This is a genomic window from Longicatena sp. (assembly GCF_982403165.1).
Genome location: NZ_CEVYEL010000002.1, coordinates 57,840 through 78,916, shown reverse-complemented (window position 1 = coordinate 78,916; position 21,077 = coordinate 57,840). Strand labels below are relative to the sequence as shown.

The following is a 21,077-nucleotide window of genomic DNA, read 5'->3' as shown; positions in this document are numbered from 1 at the left end:
TTTATCACTCCAATAACTCACATACAACAGCATATAAAGCTTTTAAAAAGGCTTTATCATCTTGCGGTGTACGCTTTTTCATATGACCATAGCGTTTTCTTTGACGGCGTATATTCGCTGCGTCACTTCGCTGATTCAGCAAAGACAGCATGTTGTTATCACGAAAGCGCAAACCGTTTTGTGATAAGGCATGTGCCTGTCTGCTGAGGACCAGTGCGGCTAAGCCATAGTCTTGAGTTATTACAATATCATCTTTTTTTACTTTTTGCAAGATAACGAAATCCGCGCGATCCTTTCCTTTATCGGTAATCACCACTTCACAAGCATCATGCATAAAGCTATGTGAGCTGTCACACACCAATATGACCGGTATAGAAAAATGCTCTGCGATCATAAGCGTTTCTTCAATCACAGGGCATCCATCTCCATCAATTAGGATCTTAAACATGTTCCACCATATGTGGATGATAGCCATTTTCTTCCAAAATATCCAGCACTTCTTCAATATGTGCCTGATTGTTTGTCTCAATTACCACCCCAACACGACACTGATTAAATAAGATACCATTCTGAATACGATTATGGTTTACAGAAATAATATTGGCTCCGGTACGTGAAATCAATTCGATCATGCGTGATAAATTTCCCGGTTTATCGGTAACATTCATATTGATCACCGCCTTGCGTCCTGTTTTGATCAATCCAAGGTCAATGATCTTGGACAGCAAGTTTACATCAATATTTCCTCCGCTTAACACAGCAACGCATTTACGATGAATAAGATCAACTTTTCCAAACATGGCTGCTGCCACACTGACGGCACCAGCTCCTTCTGCTACCATCTTCATTTTTTCCAATAAAACAAGGATGGCTGCCGCAATTTCTTCTTCACTTACCGTTACTACTTCATCTACATACTCTTTACACAATGCATAGGTCAATGTTCCCGGTGTTTTTACGGCAATTCCATCCGCAATCGTACTGACCTCTTTTAAGGTCATGATCTTCTGTTCCTTTAAGGATGTTTTCATGCTCGCTGCTTTTTCTGATTGTACACCGACAATACGGCAATGTGGACGCAAGGTTTTGATAGCATACGCAATGCCACTAATCAAGCCGCCGCCGCCAATCGGTACGATGACTGTATCCACATCCGGCATTTTTTCTATGATTTCCATACCGATGGTTCCCTGGCCGGTAATCACATCTTCATCATTAAATGGTTCAATAAAAACAGCTCCGGTAATTTCCTGCAGATTCTTCGCATATGCATAGGCATCGTTAAAGGTATCTCCTTGCAATTCTACCTTGACGCCATATGCCTTTGTAGCTTCTATCTTGGAAAGAGGTGCTGTTTTCGGCATTACGATCGTTCCCTGAATGCCCATTTTCTTACAAGAATACGCAACCCCTTGTGCATGATTACCAGCACTTGCCGCGATGACCCCTTTCGCCTTTTCTTCCTCATTCAAATTCGAAAGCTTATAATAGGCACCCCGCAGCTTAAACGCTCCTGTGCCCTGTAAATTTTCGGCCTTGATCCATAAATTATCATGAATCTTTGTCGCATGCACCAATGGTGTTTTACTGATGATTGGTTCTAAGACACGTTTCGCATCTTCAATTTTCGCAATTTTCATATCGCCCGCTTTACCTCCGTTATCGATAATTTTATTGTACTATGTTTTTCTCTTCATGAAAAGATGCTTTTCTACAAAATAGATACATTTATTAAAAATTGTACTTATATCGCGAACACATTCATCAATTAAATGAACACAGCAATTCACGTATGCAAGGATAATCAACAGCCACCAAAAGCAGAAGATACCGACCCAAAAAAAGACACAATCAATTCAGATCATGTCCTCTTCCTGTTTTATGCATTAGTCCTTTTCAATAAAATCTAACAACTCTTTTGCAGCCAAATTAATACCATCACGGTTTTCTTTATCAAGACCTAAATGAGTATAAATTTCACCAACAAACACCCCATTATCACGCAGTGCCGTAAAAACCTCATCAATCAATGGATCACAAACATCCTGTTGTTGCATTGGTCCAAATGGATTTGCAAAGTATGTGGTAGAAATACCGACTTCCTGTGTCGTTCCCTTCGCCATACGCTTTCCTTCCTTACAGGTTGCTTTGGCATCTTCCAGATTCTCAAAGCGATGCAATCCGGATTCATTATCATAATTATTGGCATAGGCGAATAAATCAATCTTATGATTCATTGCGACAACTTCATATGGTGCTGCCGGTGTAATGACACGCGCATTATTGCTAGACTCCGGATTCATAAAGATTGAGCGATCCATATCACGATATGGTGTACCCGGATCTAGATCATCCAAGCGAATGAAGGCACCGATTTCCGTACCTTGTCCATATGGAACGCCATCCTCGATATGAATGGTTCCCATATCATCAAAGACAACTTCAATATCTTTGATAACATCTTTACCTGCAATCTTTAAGGCTTCAATTGATTCTGACTTACCTGCGCCAGAATCCCCCATCAGCATAATTCCCTTGCGTTTGCCATTGTGTAAGGTAATATTAACGAAGGCACCATGGATTGGCAGCCAGCCATGCTGCATCTTTCTTAAATTGTGCAGCGTCAGACACATTTTTTTCATATAGCCGAAATATTCAATCTTTTCATCATAAGTTAAGCTTCCGACCCAGATATCATCAGTTGCATCATAATGGAAGACTGTTTCATTTTTATCATCTTGATTACCAAACAGACAGATCAGATCTGGTTTTTTACGGCATTCATCTTCCGTAGCCAACTCAAATAAATTTCCTAATGAAACAGCACTGGAGATAAAATCACGATGAAAGTATACAAAGGCTAATAAAGTTCCGATCTTGCATGGGAAGCAGAACCATTCTTCATCACTGCCAGTAAAATACGTAATTGGATTTACGTCTGTTTCCGTAAACATACCGGTACGCTTGTTTGATTTTGGATGTAAGATCATCGGTGTGCGCAGCATGATGGAAGTAATGAATGGAATATCTTTTAAGGCATCATACGTATTTGATAACTTCGGCTGTTTTACACTTACCGCAATCGCTGCATTGGTTCCGGCCTGCATTTGCCGATATACGCGGTTTTTTCTCCCCATTAAAGATTCTTCTAAATTACGATATAATGTCAATACCATATTATTGAAATTTGAGTCCGCCGTCACAAAGCTGATATCCTGCAAAGCACTTGCTGTTCCCGCCGTAACAACGGAAAAACGCTGATGCTTCTTCCAGAAATTATACATTTCTTCTAAAAATTCTAATAATCGTCCTTTATCATTCAGATAGGAAGATTCAATTTCATCAATTTTAAAGATACGCATCATACGGAACAGACGCAAAAGATCAACGGTTGCCTCGCGTGCTGTCTTTCCGCCTACGGCATAATAATATAAGTCTTCATTGTTCTCTTTCAGATAATCAATAAAATTGTGTACATAGTTACTGAAGGTACTGGAATTTAAAAGCTGATCTCCAGTGGTAGCATATCCGGCGCTGAAATTGACAATCGCCAAATCGTTATTTAAATATAATGTTTCTTTCATAATCTGCTCCTTTCAACCTTTTATCTTTTGTGAAAATAAAGTTTTATCAACCCTATCGTTCTCTATTATACAATAAAGCGAAAAAATAAGAAAGTGTTTTTTTGTAATATTTTCATAAAATGTAAATTCTTTCATGAAAATAACAATACCACTTTCTTACCTTCTTCTTACTTTACTATTTCCATCAGCTTTGCTTTCGTTTCACTGATCAGCCATTCTTCGTTTTCTGATGCTGTACGCGCGCGGAATTCCACCTTGCCATCCACAGCTCCTCTTCCTACCGTTATCCGATAAGGGATGCCGATCAGCTCCATGTCCTTAAATTTTACGCCTGGACGCTCTTTTCGATCATCCAATACGACATCAATACCAGCAGCACTTAGCTCTTCATACAAGGCGGTTGCTACACGCATCTGTTCTTCATCCTTGATGGCTACAACGACGATCGCCACTTGATAAGGCGCTACACTGGCAGGCCAGATGATACCGGATGCGTCATTGTGCTGTTCTACAATTGCCGCCATTGCTCTTCCTAAGCCAAAGCCATAGCAGCCCATCTGTACCGGATGCAGCTTATTTGTTTCATCCTGATATTCTAAGCCAAGACTTTCCGCATATTTCGTACCGAGTTTAAAGGTATTTCCTACCTCAATTCCTTTCGCAAAGGTTAAACGATGTCCACATACCGGACAGATGTCACCTTCTTTTACCTGTGCAATATCCGCAATCATAGAGACTTCAAAATCTTGAACGTTCACATTTACGATATGGTGGTCTGTCTGATTTGCGCCGACAATAAAATTTTTCATATGCGTAACTTCACGATCCATGATGATCGGACATGCAATTCCAATCGGACCGGCAAAACCAACCTTCGCATGTGTAACACGTTCTACTTCATCAAAATCGGCCAATTCCATTTCATTTGCCTGTAACAACTTCAAGACTTTGGTTTCATTTAATTCTCTTGTGCCCTTTAACAAAAAGGCATAGGTCTTACCATCAACCTTATAAATCAATGTCTTTACAAAGTCATCAGCTGCTTTCTGAAAGAAGGCTGCTACCTCTTCGATCGTCTTGGCATCCGGTGTTTTGACAACTTCCATTTGACGAAGTTCTGCCGTGTCATCCGATGCTTGATCCACAACTTCCGTAATTTCCAAATTACTGGAGAAATCGCAATGCTCACAGCCAACAACCACATCTTCTCCGATTGGAGTAATGGCCTGGAATTCCTCCGACAAACTTCCCCCCATTGCCCCGGTATCTGCCTTAACGATCTTATATGTTAAGCCTAAACGCTCCATGATCTTTTTATACGCATGAAACATCTTCATATAGGATATATGCATACTTTCCTCATCCACATCAAAGGAATATGCATCCTTCATGATAAATTCACGCACTCGAATTAAGCCATAACGAGGTCTTGTTTCATCACGAAATTTGGTCTGAATCTGATATAGATTATAAGGGAAATCCTTATAAGAGCTTCCTTTCATGGTTGCCGCTATGGTGAAAAGTTCTTCATGCGTTGGCCCCATGACATAACGTTTCTGGTAACGGTCTTTCAAAGCAAACATATTTGCCCCAAAGGCTTCTCTACGTCCGCTTTTTTCGTATACTTCTTCAGGAATCAGTACTGGCATCAACAACTCCTGTGCACCGGTTGCGTCCATTTCCTCACGTACAATCGTTTCAATCTTCTGTAATACGCGCTTTCCCATAGGCATGATCATATAAATACCGGAAGAGCTTTTCTTGATCATTCCTGCTCTTACCAGTAAGTTTCCACTGACACTGTCTTCATCCTTCGCATTTTCACGGATGGTATAAAAGAAACTGTTACTCAATTTCATACTGTACTCTCCTCATCTAACTTTATGATTCATCAATAATCTTCTGTATTTTAGCATGTTTTAGAATAAATGTAAATTTCTGCTTTTTTTCTTGTTGATATTTTTAAAATCGGCTAGAAAAGGCATTATTTCAATCAGAACAGCTTTGAAACAATGCCGCATGTGACTTACCATTCCTGTGAAGGTATCGGCTTACCATAATAATATCCCTGAATCAGATAGCAACCCAATGTTTTTAATATTTCCACCTGTTCTGCATATTCAACTCCTTCAGCCACAACCTCAATCTGTAAAGCCGCACACAGTTCCACCATACTGGAAATGATGGCTCTGGCTTTATGGTTACTGATGATATCATCCATTAAACCCTTATCCAGTTTCAATACATTAAACTTAACACTGGATAAAAAAGCAATATTACTATATTTAGATCCAAAATCATCTAAAGACAGACGATAGCCTGCTTCTTTTATTTCTTTACATTTCTTCTCCATGGTCGTTCTTTCAATATCACCGACGCTCTCTGTAATTTCAATTTCGATCCATGCACGTTTGCAGGCATAGCTTTTACTGATGTTGCTCATCCGCTGTGCCAAATTGTCTTCCAATAATGTCACACGTGAAAAATTCAAAGAAATCGGCACACATGCTTTGCCTTCCTTTTCCCATTTACATAAGATTTCATGAACCTGCCGGAACACAAAGAAGTCAATATAATGAATGATGCCTAACTTTTCCAGCATCGGAATAAAGCGATTTGGCGCTACGATCGTTCCATCCGCATCCTGATAGCGAATCAAAGCCTCGCCACCAATGATGGCATTGGTTTGTGAATTTACTTTCTTCTGCAAATACACCTGGAAACGGCCTTCCTTAATTTCTTTTAAAATGCCTTTTAAGACATGTGTATTATGTTTGGTGTGTTCGCCTTGCAAACAACTGTAATTAAATTGCTTATTGATCAGTCTTTGCTCATCCGCATGGGCAATCAGCTCATCCAACTGCTTATTCGTATCACTCCATACAAAGCCGATGGATACATCACAAATCTTTTGCATACGTTTTTGCAATTTCACAACATGATTGGTAAACATCTCATTGCTCATATCTTCTACGATCACCAAAAACTCATCCCCGGTAAAACGATAGACATTGCCATTCACAAATATCTTTTCCATTACATGTGCAATGCGACGGATGATATCATCACCATAAGCGTTTCCGTATAGATGATTAATATCCCGCAATCCATTGATATCCAATGAAACTACACCCAATGAAATTAATCGTTCTTCCATGAGTTCCTGACGGTATTGCTGATAGCTTGCGCGATTTAAAGCACCACTTAGATAATCATGATAATGCATATACAATTGTTTCTTTTGCAGTTTCATCTTCGCCAATTCATTGCTTAAATAATAACTTAACATCCGTAAGAAACCGGGATGTTCCTTATGGCACGTATAATTGTCGATGCCAAGATAACCAATAATCACTCCATTATCCTGCATACATGCCAACATGCTGCTATGAATGCGTAATTCTTTTAAATATGCATATATCTTAGGATCTTGGTCTTTTAAGCTTTCTACATCCTCTAATACCTGTACACCAAACAGCAATTCTTTTAAATTCGCATTATTAATAGAATTCGGCTGTAGCATATATTCATTCAATTCTTTGATAGAATCCATACCATCTTTGCGTACTTCATATAATTGCATAGTATCGCTATAATCAATCAAATATGCGCGATCTCCGCCATAATAACGCATGAGTTGCTCAACGGCACGATACAACGCTCTAGTAAAAGACTTTTCCAGATTCATTGAATACAGTGTTTTTAAGAGCATATCCTCACTTGCCTTATCTCCTGTGAATAGCTCCTGCATAGTCAAAGGCTGTGGTAAAGGTTGTTCGACTTCTTTTAGCACATAACAATTTCCACCTTTTTCTTTGGCTTGATGAATGGTATCAAAAGCAATATGAAAGAGTTCATCACTTGTTTTTGGCTGATGCAGCAGGATAATGCCACAAGATAAGGTAACCTTAAAGTTCATATCAGAAAACATATAAGGAATGCCAATCGTCTTACGAATATATTCAACGATAGCACAGATATCCTGTTTGGTAGCCTCACTGCATAACCATAACGCAAATGTTCCATCTTCCATGCGTCCTACGATTTTTCGGCATGCGAAACCAGTTAGTAACAAGGCTGCCAATTCTTCCTGAATACGCTCAACTCCGGCCATATCGATACGTGAAAATTCTGATTCATGATCGATTTCAAATAGTAAGAAAGCTTCTTTTTCATGAGCTTGATTTGGTAGTTTTAAGGCTTCCTTTAACACTTCTTTGAAGGTGTTTTCTTTATATACATTGGGAAATACATCCATTTCCGGTTTCTTCTTCAATGCCAATTCAATTTTTTTGCGATCATCAATGTTCACAAGAATACCATGTAAATATAAATCACCACTTTTGGCATCCATGAATAATCGACCTACACTGTTGACCCAGAACAAATGACCATCTTCATCTTTGCAGCGGTATTCACAATTGATAAGTGATTTCCCTTGGGCATATGCATTTTGTAATGCTTCCATATTCAGTAAATGTAAAAAGCGTAGACGGTCTTCCTCAAAAGCCACATGCTGTGTGTGCAGCTGTAATAAATCTTCAAAACTTTCTACTGTATCATAGGAGTCTACCATTTTGCCTTCTATTTCCATCATGCACTCTTGTGTCAGATTCATACGAAAACGTAACAGCATGGCATCGGAAATAACGATATGGCGCTGCATTTGATGCTGATAATATGCCTGCGCCGTTTTTTGTTTCGTTACATCTTCGCCAACGGCTACCGCATATCGTGCTTTTTTATGCTGATCGTAAATGGTTGTGTAAGTCACCCTTTCCCACCACCAGCCATCATGGTTTTTATTAGCGGTAAGGATATCTCTTTGGATATAAGGAACCCCATTTTCAAGCTGTACATACATATCTTTAAGCGTCGGCCAGCTTTCCGGATGAATTAGGTTTTGCTTTCGCAATTCTTCCGGCATATTGCATGTGATCGGCTGCATTGCATGACGATCCTTACCATTCTCGCTCATATACATAATTTTCTTATCAATATCATATTCCCATACACAGATTTGCGCTTCCTCTAAAGCCGTACGATAAACCAGTTCCTTGTGTGTCAACGCCTCCATTAGCGTATGCTCTCTTGTATGATCCAACATGACGCCCTTCATCTGCCATTGCTGATGTTCATCTTGTTCCAAAGCACCACTTAAAAACAGCCATTTTTGATTGCCTTTTCCAGTCGTAACCGAAAACTCACATTTTATAGTTGATTCTTCCTGTTTTTTTGCTGTTTGTAACAACTTTTTTATCCGCTTCCTATCATCTTGCTGCAATATGCGAATCCATTGCATATGATACGTGTCCTGCATTTGCTGAGGCGTTATTTCTAACAACTCATAAAATGATGCATTGGCATAACACAATGTGAAGGCTGCATCCAAAGTGATAATAAAAACAGCACTGCCTCGAAAACTCTGATATAGGTTCAGCTGATTCTCACATGCTTTTTGTTTCTGTATGTTCACACAAAGCATAAAAACCGCATCTTGTTCTTCACTGTGATGGATTCGTTTGCCCTTACCACTGATCCAAATAACCTGATTGAAGCGATCGCAAATACGAAAAGATACCAAAAACTCCTGCTTTGTCTGCAGCTGTTCACGAATGCTTTGTTCAGTTTTAAATCGATCTTTGGCGAAAATCGTTTCTAAAAAATGGCCATTAACTGCCTCACGATATGTTTTTTCATCCTCATAACCCAAAAGTTTCAGCATGTTGTCATTAATATAGTAAAAAGGGAACCCTTCTTTTACATACCATCCAATCATACCGTCCAAAACAAAATCTGCCATAAACTGCACCATGGCATCATCTAAAAACGTTTTTGTAATAGATGGTTGGTTTAAGATGGCATAAGAATGCTGCTCTTTTTTGGACTGATACACACTATAACGATTCTTTCCCTCTTTTTTCGCTTGATACATTGCCCTATCCGCTGCCTCTAACAGCTGATGAAAGCTTTTCCCATGTTTTGGATAATAGCTTACACCAATGCTGCAATTGACCTCATGGTGCAATTTTTGCATCATATGATGGCTAAACATCTGCTGGATAGCTTTGATTTTCGTAATTACCACATCTTCATGAGGAATAGCATTGAGACATACAACGAATTCATCTCCGCCGATGCGAGCTGCCGTATCTTTTTTACGAATCAGCTTTTGTAAAGCTTCTCCTAAAAAGAATAAGGTTTCATCGCCAATCGTATGTCCATACCTGTCATTCACAAGTTTAAAATCGTCCACATCAATCAATATAAAGGCCATCAATTGTTCATGCTTGCTTATATATTCTTCAATTCTTCGTACACATTCTCGGCGATTATATAAACCGGTTAAAGGATCTAAAGCCGCCTCTTTGCGTGATTTCAAAATTTCATTCTTTTGTTCATGGATATCCTTGATCACCCCTAAGATTTTCATTACCTTACCACTTTGATCACGCAATGCTCTGGCCTGCGCAACTACCCAACGATAACCTTTATCTTGATATTTCAGGCGATATTCGCAGCGCATGGCATCTTTACCATGAAACATAGATTGGAAAGCATCTCGTATAGTGGAAACATCTTCTTGATAAATAATCTTGGCTTCAAATAAAGAATTCGGAAACCCTGTTACCGGTATCTGATAACCAAACTTGCGTTCAAAGTTTTCAGAATAATAAATTTCTTTTGCCGTTACATCGTATTCAAATACGATATCCTGTGTCAAAGATAACAAAAAAGCTAAACGTTTATCACTCAGCTGTAAAGCTTGCTCATTTTTCTTCTCACGACTGATATCATGAAAGATACAATGAAAGGATGTCGTATGATCATTGGAATGTGTAAGTTGTGCACTTATACTCACCCATTTTATCGTTTTATCTTTGCATGTCAACTGACTTTCGCACATAAAGACATCACCATAAGACAGTTGCTTGCGTATTTCACGATGGAGCTGTTTATCTTCTGCAAGTAGAATGGAGAATAAGCGATTATGAAATTTATCCGCAAATTCTTCCTTGGTATAGCCAATAAAATGATACCAGGCATCATCTGCATGAAGTATCGTAAAATATTCATCACTGCAACAGTCAATGACACCGCCTGTTAATGGTTGCTCTACTTGCTTCGCCTTTCTCATGCTCATATCTCCTCGTATGGATTCCATAGTACTTTTATTATACCACTCTTATGTTAGGAATAGGCGTTTATTTTATTCAGCTATCAAATAACTAAAAAAATCAGCTTCTTTAGGTAAGAAACTGATCTAAATTGCTTAATATATGGCACTGCGATCCTTTTTCATCACTTTTCGTATCATCGCATCTTTTTCCATTACGCAAGGCACCTTTGCAGTAATAATTTGCATGGGTGTTTTTGCCACTTCCATTGCCTTTCCATCTTTATCATACAGCTCTGCAAATGTAAAGCGAGTGGTGGTAATGTGGGGACCGAATACTTCGGCTTCAATAAAAGGCTTAAAATTATTTCTTACTTCCAGGGTCGCAATTTGTGTATCGGCATCATAAGCCAAGACATACGCAATGAATTCCTGTGTGACACCGGCTCCATTGACCCCATAGAGTTGTGCTTGCGGTAAAGGTTGTCCTTCATAAAACCCTATCGCAGTTGGGCGGTTTTCTGCTTTTGCTAATTCTTGATAATACCACAACAGACGTTCTTCGCTTAAGTTTCCCTTTTCATATACTTCATCGATTAATAAACGATAGGTTTTAATCAACGTCGCAATATAATAGGCACTCTTCATACGTCCTTCTATTTTCAAGCTAGCAATTCCTGCCTGTATGAGATCCGGAATAAAACGAGCTGCCATCAAATCCTTGCTGGACATCGAAAACAAATCCTGTTCATCATGCAGTGGGCGCTCTTTTTCATATAAGCGATATTTCCAGCGACAGCTTTGGGCACAGCCACCGCGATTGGCATCCCTGCCTGTCATATTGTTGCTTAACACACATCGACCGGAGTAAGAAATACACATACCGCCATGTATGAACACTTCTAATGGCACTTGTGCATGTTTAGCTGTTTCTTGAATTTCCTTTAACGTCAATTCACGTGCTAATACCACACGATCCATACCTTTACGTTTCCAGTAATTGGCTGCACTGGCATTGGTGGAGGAATGTTGTGTCGATACATGTACTTCCAGTTTTGGTGCATATTGCTTGGCACACATCATGATGGTAGGTGATGCGGCGATGATCGCAGTGACACCAATACGTTCTAATTCCATGAGGTATTCCTTTAAACCTTCCATATCCTCTTCATGGGGCAGCATATTCACCGTCACATGTACATGGGCACCATGAGCCTGGGCAAATTTTACACCCTCTGCAATATCCGCAAGGTCAAAATTGCTGGCACGCGAACGCAAAGAAAACTGCTTCCCACCTAAGTAAACGGCATCTGCGCCATATAAGACTGCTATTTTTAAACGCTCTAAATCACCAGCTGGTGCGAGCAGTTCTATTTTCTTCATAGGGATTCCTCCTTACATACTACGTTTAAGCTCTACCATTATAATATAAAGATGACGTACATGAAAGTAGATTCCCCATTTTTTCTACGGTTTAATAATAACCATCATAAAAAAAAGAAAGTGATGAATCCACATGCATCACTTTCCATTCTGTTTTCTTATGCCGATAGCCCTTACTTTTTTATACGGATTGCTTTAACACTGCTATAGCTGCCATACACTTTAGCTTTCGTAGAATCATATTTATAAGCTCTGACCTTTACATAATAGGTCTTTTTCGTTTTTAAAGCTGTCAGCGTTTTCGTTAAAGCACTCGTATACGTACTTTTTACATTGGATTTAAAGCGTTTATCAGTTGTATACGTAATTTGATAGCCACTTGCCTGAGCTACTTTCCGCAGTTTGACCTGCATCTTTTTCCCTTTTAGATTGGTTAAACTTGGTGTGCTTGCTTTCCCAACGCTTATTTTCGCCCATTTCGCATAACGTTTAATATCGCCTTTCGATTTTGTAGTGACTTTCGGATATTTCTTACGACAAGCCGAATCACTATACCAGCCCACAAAGCTATAACCTTTTCTTGTCGGATTTTTCAGCGTTATGTTCTGATTATAATAAACACTTGGATTTTTACTATCATTTTTCCCACCATTGAGATAATACGTAATCTTATATCGAACATATACGTTACATTTATACACCATGCCATTGCTTGCTTTGGCCGTTATGATGGCACTTCCACCATTTACTGCTGTGACTTTCCCTTTGCTATCCACTTTCGCAACTTTCGTATTACTAGAACTCCACGTTATGCTTTTATTGCTGGCGGTTGATGGATAGATGGAAGCTTTTAAGGTATACGTATTTCCACGGTTAAGGGTTTTACTACGAACATTTAGTTTCAGTGAAGATACCGGCGTTTTTACGGTAATCGTACATTTTGCTGCTTTCTTGGAACCATCTTTGGCGGTTGCGGTAATGATTGCCGTGCCATTTCCTCTTGCCGTTACTCTTCCACTCGCCGACACCGTAGCTACTTTCGTATTATTGGATATCCATAACAAATCAGTATTACTTGCCGTTGATGGTGACACTGTTGCAGATAAATAATATACATCTTTAGGTTTCATTGCCTTACTTGTCACATTTAATTTTACAGCACTTACCGGCGTTTTTACGGTAATCGTACATTTGGCTGCTTTCTTGGAGCCATCTTTGGCGGTTGCAGTAATGATTGCCGTGCCATTTCCTCTTGCCGTTACTCTTCCACTTGCCGACACCGTAGCTACTTTCGTATTATTGGATATCCATAACAAATCAGTATTACTTGCCGTTGATGGTGACACTGTTGCAGATAAATAATATACATCTTTAGGTTTCATTGCCTTACTTGTCACATTTAATTTTACAGCACTTACCGGTGTTTTTACGGTAATCGTACATCGTGCTGCTTTCTTGGAACCATCTTTGGCGGTTGCGGTAATGATTGCTGTGCCATTTCCTCTTGCCGTTACTCTTCCACTTGCCGATACAGTGACCACTGCAGTATTACTGGAAGTCCATATTAGCTCCTTATTGGTAGCATTAGAAGGCGCAATGGTCGCAAAAAGATCATACGTTGTTCCCGAAATCATCGTCTTGTCCGTTGTATTTAGCTGAATGCTGTCTACAGGAATCGGCACATCATACACATGATGGGGAATTCCTTCACGAAGCAAGGAAGCTTCTGTGATCGTATTTGGCATTGCCCATAGTTCCACATCATCAAATGAAAAATAACTTATTTCATTGATATTGTCAGGTAAAACTACTTTTTCAAGACTATTACAATTGTGAAATGCATTTTCTCCAATTGCATTTAGATTCTTTGGTAATGTGATTGTTTGTAAATTGATGCAGTCCGTAAAAGCGGAAAGTTCTATTTCCGTGATTGATTCCGGCAATACGATACTTTCTAATGTAGCAAAACCGGAAAATAAGAAACCGGGAACTTTCGGCATACCTTCTTCTAATGTCACGGTTTTAATTCCTGAATCTTGAAAAGCATACACACCTGAAGAAACCAGTGTTTTAGGAATCGTGATATCCTTTAATGCTTCACAACCGGTAAATGTATGATTACCAAGTTCCTTTAAACCTTTCGGTAATCTCAATTCCTCCAATGCATAACAGCCTTCGAATACGCCGCCACCTGATGAATCTCCCAAAACGGTTAATGATTCGGGAAGTGCAATATGGATAAGGCTGACACAATCTTTAAAAGCTCCCTGATGAATCGTCGTTAAGTTTGATGATAACGATATATCTGACAGCATTTCACAGCCTTCAAAAGCGGAAAGTTCTATTTCCGTAATTGATTCCGGCAATACGATACTTTCTAATGTAGCAAAACCGGAAAATAAGAAACCGGGAACTTTCGGCATACCTTCTTCTAATGTCACGGTTTTAATTCCTGAATCTTGAAAAGCATACACACCTGAAGAAACCAGTGTTTTAGGAATCGTGATATCCTTTAATGCTTCACAACCGGTAAATGTATGATTACCAAGTTCCTTTAAACCTTTCGGTAATCTCAATTCCTCCAATGCATAACAGCCTTCGAATACGCCGCCACCTGATGAATCTCCCAAAACGGTTAATGATTCGGGAAGTGCAATATGGATAAGGCTGACACAATCTTTAAAAGCTCCCTGATGAATCGTCGTTAAGTTTGATGATAACGATATATCTGACAGCATTTCACAGCCTTCAAAAGCGGAAAGTTCTATTTCCGTAATTGATTCCGGCAATACGATACTTTCTAATGTGGCAAAACCACAGAATAAGAAACCCGGGACTTTCGGCATACCTTCTTCCAATGTCACGGTTTGCACATCGGAATTTGTGAATATATAAGGATGAGCTTCTTCTAAAGTCTTAGGAATTACAATATCTGTAAGTGCCGTACAACCATAAAATGTTTTAGCACCTAAAACCTTTAAATTATCAGATAATGTAATATCTTCTAACGATATGCAATCTTCAAATACACCTGAATCCGCATTTGAACCTAATTCCACTAACGAATTTGGCAATGTTATTTTTTTCAAATTGCTACAGCCTCGAAAAGCACCTGCTTCAATTGTTCTTAACTTATTTGAAAACGTAATATCTGTTAAATTTTTACAATCTCGGAATGTTTCATAACCGATTTCAATTACTGTTTCAGGAATTTCAATACTTGTTAATGTATTACAATCATTAAATAACCAAGCGGGAATTTTTTTAATATTATCAGCAAAAATCACGTTTCTTAATCCCGAACCTTCAAAATTACTAACACCAACCGTTTCTATATCTTTCGGTACTTGAATTGTTGTTAAAGAGGTACATCCTTTAAAAGTATTTGCACCTAAAGTGTTTAGTTCTATTGGAAGATGTACTTCATGTAATGATGTACAACCTTCAAATACACCTGAATCCGCATTTGAACCTAAGTATCGAAGACAATCAGGCAAATCAACTTTCTTTAAGTTTACACACCCCATAAACGCCCCATAATCAATACTTCGTAATCTTGATGGGAAACTGATTTCTTGTAAGGTTATACAATCTTTAAAAGCTTCATATCCTATCTCTGTAACGTTTTCCGGTATGACCACCGCAGCAGCATTTCCCTGATATTTCACTAACGTACTTCCAGACATGATAAAGTCACCTGCTGTCTTGACCGACTGTAAAGGTTTGGTTGACAGGATGACTTGCTCATCCAAGCTTTCTTTTTCAACATAATCTGATACAACTTCCATGGCAGAAACAACTTTCTTGCTCATCTGTTTCATTGCCAATTGATGATCAGATGATAATCCGGTAGCCTTTTGCATTGCATTTGCAATCGTAAAATCGCTTAACACCGTTGTAATGGAACATGTACAACACAAAAGCCCGGCAACTACTTTCTTCATTTGTAATTTCATAAACATTCTCACCTTTCTTTATCATGAGAATTATATAAAAATAACAAATGAATAACAACAAACACAAAACTGAATGTAAAAAATGACCGTTTTTATGTCAAAATACACAAAAAAAGCATCTCAATAAACCAATGAATTGAGATGCCCTATATCTTATTCTTATGACGTTTTTAGCCCTCTTTGACCTTGCTCGTCTTGGTATAATAAAAACCGTGTGTCACATGGTCCTTCTCATACTTCTTTGCATAAGCAGCAAAAACCGCTGTTGCGTCTTTTTCCTTATTCAGAATGGCATGATAAAGATCCAATGCTTCTAACACATAAGCGATATCATGAAACATGCCGTCAATGCGAAAATGACGAATTCCACTATTTAACAGCTCCTGAATTTCTTCAAAGCTCGCAAGCGTAAAACCGGTGAATACATGCGTACCCGTTTCATCTTCCACAATGGGCATATGTTCCTCACGATTTTCTTCCATCAAATATAAGTCATAGTTATTGCGTACTTGCTCATTTTTTCCTATAAAAGACATATAACTGCTTAATAAATTACGTTTGCTATGCATCATATTCAAACGACCATGGAGAATAACCTCACATTCACCATCAGTAAGCCGACCAATTTCACACATTTCCTGCAAGGTAATTTCCTTAGAAATAGTAACCATCTGAATACCTTCATCTAAATAATATTGCACATCACTGTGATTTGTAATTAACGTATCCGGATTGTAAATAAGCTTTTTCTTTAAGTCAAAATGTTCTGCCTCTAACAATACACACTCATCGCCATAATAAATACCATCCACATCTAATTCTTTCAATAAATGTAAATGCTGACGTAACGCCGGTAATTCTTCTTCCACAAAAAAGCGATTTACGGCCACATACATGCGTAAGGAAAGCCGTTCACATTCTTTCTTTATTGCTTGTAATTCCTCCACTGCAAAAGCATATACGCAGCGAACAGAAAAAAATGGTGTACCAATCAAAACACTATCTGCGCCATGCGCTTTAACTTTTGCCAAATCCTCGAATGCAAAAGGTGTTACAATAAAATCAGGCATAGAATCCATCCTCTCTAACCAAGCTTTATTATAATATAAGTGCGCATTGAAAGAAAGGATAATGTTTTTCACCATAAGATAATCGTGAAAAATAAATTCAAAAAGATTTCGATATTTTTTAAAATGTAAAGAAAATGAGCGTATAATAATGAAAAAGAGTTAAGAGGGTTCTTATGAAAAAACATATACTTGCAAAAACAAATATATTTATCTGTATTATCATTATAATCGGTTACTTGATTACTTCCTTTGTCAGCTATAACAGTAATCATACCATGCTAAAAAAAGATATCGAACATATTTCGGATCTGAGTAGTGAAAGCATCTATCATAAAATAGATTCACTATTTACAAAACCTATCAACATCTCCTTAACCATGGCCAATGATACCTTTTTAATGCAGCATATGAAAAATGAAAATGCGCTTACAGATGATGCTAACTTTGTAAAAACAATCACAGATTATTTGCATGCCTATAAAGTGAAATACAATTTTGATTCCGTCTTTTTAGTATCTACCAAAACAAAACGCTATTATCATTTTGATGGCATTGATCGAATCCTTACAAAAGATAATCCGGAAAACACCTGGTATTATGAATTCCTTAACAGCAAAGATGATTACAGCATTAATATTGATAATGATGAAGCGAAGAAAAATGAGATTACCGTGTTTATCAATTGTAAGCTAAAAGATGTTAATAAGCATATAATTGGCGTTATAGGTGTTGGTTTTCGCATTGAACATCTGCAAGAGCTGTTGAAGCAATATGAGAAAAAATTTAATGTGAAAGCTTTTTTGATTGATGCAAACGGCACCATTCAACTCTCTACGAATATTTCCGGTTATCAAAAACAAAAGTTAGCACAAAACAAACGTTATGAAACCCTCTTACCAAAATTAATGAAGGAAAAGGAAGAGAGTGTTTCTTTCTGGTACAGCGAAAAACCTTACAGCGGTTATCTTATCCGGCAACCTTTGAATACTATACAATGGCAATTGCTGATTGATCGCGATACAGCACAATTAGAGCATTCCATGCATCAGCAGTTAGGCATTGGTTTTACTATCATTTTGATGGTTATTATTCTTGTCTTAGGAGTTATTACGTATATCGTACGCAAGTATAACAAGAAGTTGATTCATTTAACTCTGGAAACAGAAATGAAACATCAATCCATCTTCCAACAGCAAACCGAACAGATTTATGATACTATTTATGAAATTGATGTGACCCATAACTGTGCTGCCAGTGAAGCTACCGAAGACTATTTCTATAGCCAGGGCATTCCTCGAAAGACTCCTTATGATGAATCTTTAAAGATCATTGCTGAAAAACAAATCAAACCGGAATTTAGAGCTGGTTATTTGACAGTCTTTGATCCTGCGCATATCTTACAGCTATATGAGGAAGGCATTACGTCTACGCAATATGATTTTATGATCAATAATGGGAATGACAACAATTACTATTGGATGCGTATTACCGTTAAGATCTTTTATTGGGATGATGACCAGTCCATTCGTATGTTTGTTTATCGCCAAAATATTGATGAAGAAAAACGCAAAGAACTCTTCATGAAGAAGAAAATGGAAAGTGATTCTCTGACTTCCCTTTATAACAAAGCCGCTACTCGTTCTTATATCCAACAGAAACTGATGCAAAACACTGATCAATATTATGCTTTCTATATCTTAGATATTGATAATTTCAAAGATATCAATGATGCCTATGGTCATGCAGTTGGAGATGAAGTCATCGTAACTTTTGCTAATATCTTAAAAAATCAATTCCCAAAGGATGCAATCATCGGTCGTATCGGCGGTGATGAATTTGTCACTTTACAAGCAGTTGCGTCCAAGCAAGAAGCACAAGCCAAAGCAGAAGCACTTGTGAACATCTATCATAACGCAAAACGCCAAGGATTATGCCACTACACAATATCCGCCAGCATCGGCGTAGCTGTGACAATACACAATTTGGATAACTTCGATTCGCTGTATCACAATGCGGATAAAGCACTCTATGAGGCAAAAGAAAACGGTAAGAATCAGTATCGTATGTATGAAAAATGAATATTGCAGTAAAAGATAAACAAAAAGAAAAGGAAGATTGCTCGGTGAAATTAAAAGCGTAGGCAATCTTCTTTTGTTATCGAATACACATGCAATTTTTTAAGGCTTGTATACTACTTGATATGCACGAATATCTGATCCTCATTTTGAATAAAGCAGCTCTGTTCTGCTTTAACAGTAAAAGGCTTCTTCGTTTCCACTACGATTTTTTTCGCCTAGACCGATCCAAAGGCATCCTACATAGTGTTCATCCTTAAACAACCCGGTTAAGTTATGATTTTGTTAAAAGTTCACTTTCATTAGTTATCAAAACCTTTTTTACGATACATCATGGCAAATGTCACAACACCTAAGAGAATCCAGGCAAGAATAATTCCAAAATCCAGCAAATGTTCTTGACTTAAGATGCTCATACCATTCATCGCATCATTAATAATCGCCATCATTCTGGTTGTCGGTACGATACTGGCAATCTTATCAATCACTTCATTCATATTCTGAAACATCGGTGGTATCAAAAACAGAATCATCAATGGTGTTGATAAGGTACTGGTAGACATCTGATCCTTCGACAGCAATCCGACAACCGAACCAAACAACAGCATGGAAATGGAAGTCACTGTCGTTACCAGAAGAAACATTGGCAAATAAGAAAGCTGCGTTGCCGTGATAAAGAAGATCACGATTGTGATGAGTTCCATTAAGACAAGTACGGAAATAATCTTGCTAAAAATATATTCAAGCGCTGACACATCACTCAGCATCAAGACACGCAAGGTATTTTTTTCTTTTTCTTCTGCTACCATCATTGCCAAGCCGGTAAGTGGAATAGCGGAAAGATTCAATAATTCGCATAAAGTTAAAACAAAGTTACTCGGCATTCCTGCTTCTTTAACATCCCCAAATATGGTCTGATATAACACAGCAAAGCCAATCGGTAATAAGATCATGATCAGCATATTCTTATTCGTAAACATTAAACGAAAGTCTTTTTTGATTAGCACAGCTAATGTATGCATTCGCAGTTTCATTATAATTCCCTCCCTGTCACATCAAGAAAAATTGTTTTCAGATCAGGCTCTACCGAATTTATACGCAAAATATTGCCTTGTATTGCTGCCAATGTTTTCATCAGACTTGCTGTATCTTTTGTTGTATGGTATTTATTGCCTTTATCATCCAAAATGACAACTTCATTTTTGGCATATTTTAATTTTAATTCATCTGGACTTCCCATTTCTTTGATTTCCCCTTCATTTAAAAAAGCCACACGATGACATAACAAATCGGCTTCACTCATATTATGGGTCGTTAAGAAAATCGTCGTACCTTGGCGATTTAATTCAAAAATCATCTCATATACAGCCTCACTGCTGGCAGGGTCTAAAGCACTGGCAGGTTCATCTAAAAATAAGATCTTAGGTTTATGCAAAATAGCACGTGAAAATAATAAGCGTTGCTTCATCCCTTTTGACAAATGCTCAACCTTTTTCTTCTTTGCTTCATACAATCCTGTCTTCTGCAAAACCTCATCAATATACGATGTTGAAATTTTCTTCAGATCGGCGAAAATCTTTAGATTTTCATACACTGTTAATTTTTCATATAAACCACTATTATCGGATAAGACACCGATATTTTGATATAATTCATCCTGCAATTCATCCACTTGTTTCCCTAAGATCAAAAACGTTCCATGATTTGGCTTCAACTGATTTGTTAACAGCTTGATCGTTGTTGTTTTACCGGCTCCACTTGGACCCAGAAAACCGAAGATTTCTCCCTCTTTGATTGAGAAACTGACATCTTTTAAAGCTTTTGTCTCTTTAAAAGAAATTGCTCCATGACGTACTTCTACGATTGTATTCATATCACTCACTCCCTTGTGT

Annotated in this window: 11 protein-coding genes; 1 reads left to right on the top strand and 10 read right to left on the bottom strand. The window is 38.1% G+C overall.

What is annotated here, in order from left to right:
- Positions 1 to 4 precede the first annotated feature (4 nt).
- From AC1VS3_RS00795 to AC1VS3_RS00760, 8 genes are all read right to left on the bottom strand, one after another.
- Positions 5 to 448, bottom strand: a complete 444-nt coding sequence (locus tag AC1VS3_RS00795) for a YaiI/YqxD family protein (protein ID WP_017144606.1) — start codon at positions 446 to 448, stop codon at positions 5 to 7.
- Positions 441 to 1,640 (bottom strand): threonine ammonia-lyase, encoded by a 1,200-nt coding sequence (gene ilvA / locus AC1VS3_RS00790; RefSeq protein ID WP_008689286.1) that lies wholly within the window; start codon positions 1,638 to 1,640, stop codon positions 441 to 443. The genes AC1VS3_RS00795 and ilvA overlap by 8 nt, the downstream gene beginning before the upstream one ends.
- Positions 1,641 to 1,886: 246 nt before the next feature.
- A complete protein-coding gene (locus AC1VS3_RS00785; protein WP_008689288.1) occupies positions 1,887 to 3,584 on the bottom strand; it encodes a hypothetical protein in 1,698 nt (565 codons plus the stop codon).
- Between the two features lie 167 nt (positions 3,585 to 3,751).
- A complete protein-coding gene (locus AC1VS3_RS00780) occupies positions 3,752 to 5,443 on the bottom strand; it encodes a proline--tRNA ligase (protein ID WP_008689291.1) in 1,692 nt (563 codons plus the stop codon).
- A 167-nt stretch (positions 5,444 to 5,610) separates the two neighbouring features.
- Positions 5,611 to 10,722, bottom strand: coding sequence for a diguanylate cyclase domain-containing protein (locus tag AC1VS3_RS00775; protein ID WP_008689292.1), 5,112 nt, complete (start codon positions 10,720 to 10,722; stop codon positions 5,611 to 5,613).
- A gap of 135 nt (positions 10,723 to 10,857) precedes the next feature.
- Positions 10,858 to 12,084 carry a peptidase U32 family protein gene (locus tag AC1VS3_RS00770; protein WP_008689294.1) on the bottom strand — a complete coding sequence of 409 codons (1,227 nt, stop codon included), beginning with the start codon at positions 12,082 to 12,084 and terminating at the stop codon, positions 10,858 to 10,860.
- A 173-nt stretch (positions 12,085 to 12,257) separates the two neighbouring features.
- Positions 12,258 to 16,040 carry a leucine-rich repeat protein gene (locus tag AC1VS3_RS00765; protein ID WP_227182779.1) on the bottom strand — a complete coding sequence of 1,261 codons (3,783 nt, stop codon included), beginning with the start codon at positions 16,038 to 16,040 and terminating at the stop codon, positions 12,258 to 12,260.
- Positions 16,041 to 16,210: 170 nt separating this feature from the next.
- Positions 16,211 to 17,110: a peptidase U32 family protein gene (locus tag AC1VS3_RS00760; RefSeq protein ID WP_008689302.1), complete on the bottom strand. Its 900-nt coding sequence runs from the start codon at positions 17,108 to 17,110 to the stop codon at positions 16,211 to 16,213.
- 173 nt (positions 17,111 to 17,283) lie between these two features.
- Here AC1VS3_RS00760 and AC1VS3_RS00755 point away from each other — a divergent pair, with 173 nt between their 5' ends.
- Positions 17,284 to 19,188 (top strand): sensor domain-containing diguanylate cyclase, encoded by a 1,905-nt coding sequence (locus AC1VS3_RS00755; RefSeq protein ID WP_008689305.1) that lies wholly within the window; start codon positions 17,284 to 17,286, stop codon positions 19,186 to 19,188.
- Between the two features lie 299 nt (positions 19,189 to 19,487).
- On the opposite strand, the gene AC1VS3_RS00750 is transcribed toward AC1VS3_RS00755, so the two are convergent.
- Both AC1VS3_RS00750 and AC1VS3_RS00745 read right to left on the bottom strand, forming a co-directional pair.
- Positions 19,488 to 20,219: an ABC transporter permease gene (locus AC1VS3_RS00750; RefSeq protein WP_008689307.1), complete on the bottom strand. Its 732-nt coding sequence runs from the start codon at positions 20,217 to 20,219 to the stop codon at positions 19,488 to 19,490.
- Positions 20,219 to 21,058, bottom strand: coding sequence for an ABC transporter ATP-binding protein (locus AC1VS3_RS00745; RefSeq protein ID WP_008689309.1), 840 nt, complete (start codon positions 21,056 to 21,058; stop codon positions 20,219 to 20,221). The genes AC1VS3_RS00750 and AC1VS3_RS00745 overlap by 1 nt, the downstream gene beginning before the upstream one ends.
- Positions 21,059 to 21,077 lie beyond the last annotated feature (19 nt).

Bases quoted from the DNA above. Each gene is read 5' to 3' on its own strand.
- AC1VS3_RS00775 (WP_008689292.1), bottom strand. From the start codon at position 10,722: ATGAGAAAGGCGAAGCAAGTAGAGCAACCATTAACAGGCGGTGTCATT.
- AC1VS3_RS00770 (WP_008689294.1), bottom strand. From the start codon at position 12,084: ATGAAGAAAATAGAACTGCTCGCACCAGCTGGTGATTTAGAGCGTTTA.
- AC1VS3_RS00750 (WP_008689307.1), bottom strand. From the start codon at position 20,219: ATGAAACTGCGAATGCATACATTAGCTGTGCTAATCAAAAAAGACTTT.
- AC1VS3_RS00765 (WP_227182779.1), bottom strand. From the start codon at position 16,040: ATGAAATTACAAATGAAGAAAGTAGTTGCCGGGCTTTTGTGTTGTACA.
- AC1VS3_RS00785 (WP_008689288.1), bottom strand. From the start codon at position 3,584: ATGAAAGAAACATTATATTTAAATAACGATTTGGCGATTGTCAATTTC.
- AC1VS3_RS00745 (WP_008689309.1), bottom strand. From the start codon at position 21,058: ATGAATACAATCGTAGAAGTACGTCATGGAGCAATTTCTTTTAAAGAG.
- ilvA (WP_008689286.1), bottom strand. From the start codon at position 1,640: ATGAAAATTGCGAAAATTGAAGATGCGAAACGTGTCTTAGAACCAATC.
- AC1VS3_RS00760 (WP_008689302.1), bottom strand. From the start codon at position 17,110: ATGCCTGATTTTATTGTAACACCTTTTGCATTCGAGGATTTGGCAAAA.
- AC1VS3_RS00780 (WP_008689291.1), bottom strand. From the start codon at position 5,443: ATGAAATTGAGTAACAGTTTCTTTTATACCATCCGTGAAAATGCGAAG.
- AC1VS3_RS00795 (WP_017144606.1), bottom strand. From the start codon at position 448: ATGTTTAAGATCCTAATTGATGGAGATGGATGCCCTGTGATTGAAGAA.
- AC1VS3_RS00755 (WP_008689305.1), top strand. From the start codon at position 17,284: ATGAAAAAACATATACTTGCAAAAACAAATATATTTATCTGTATTATC.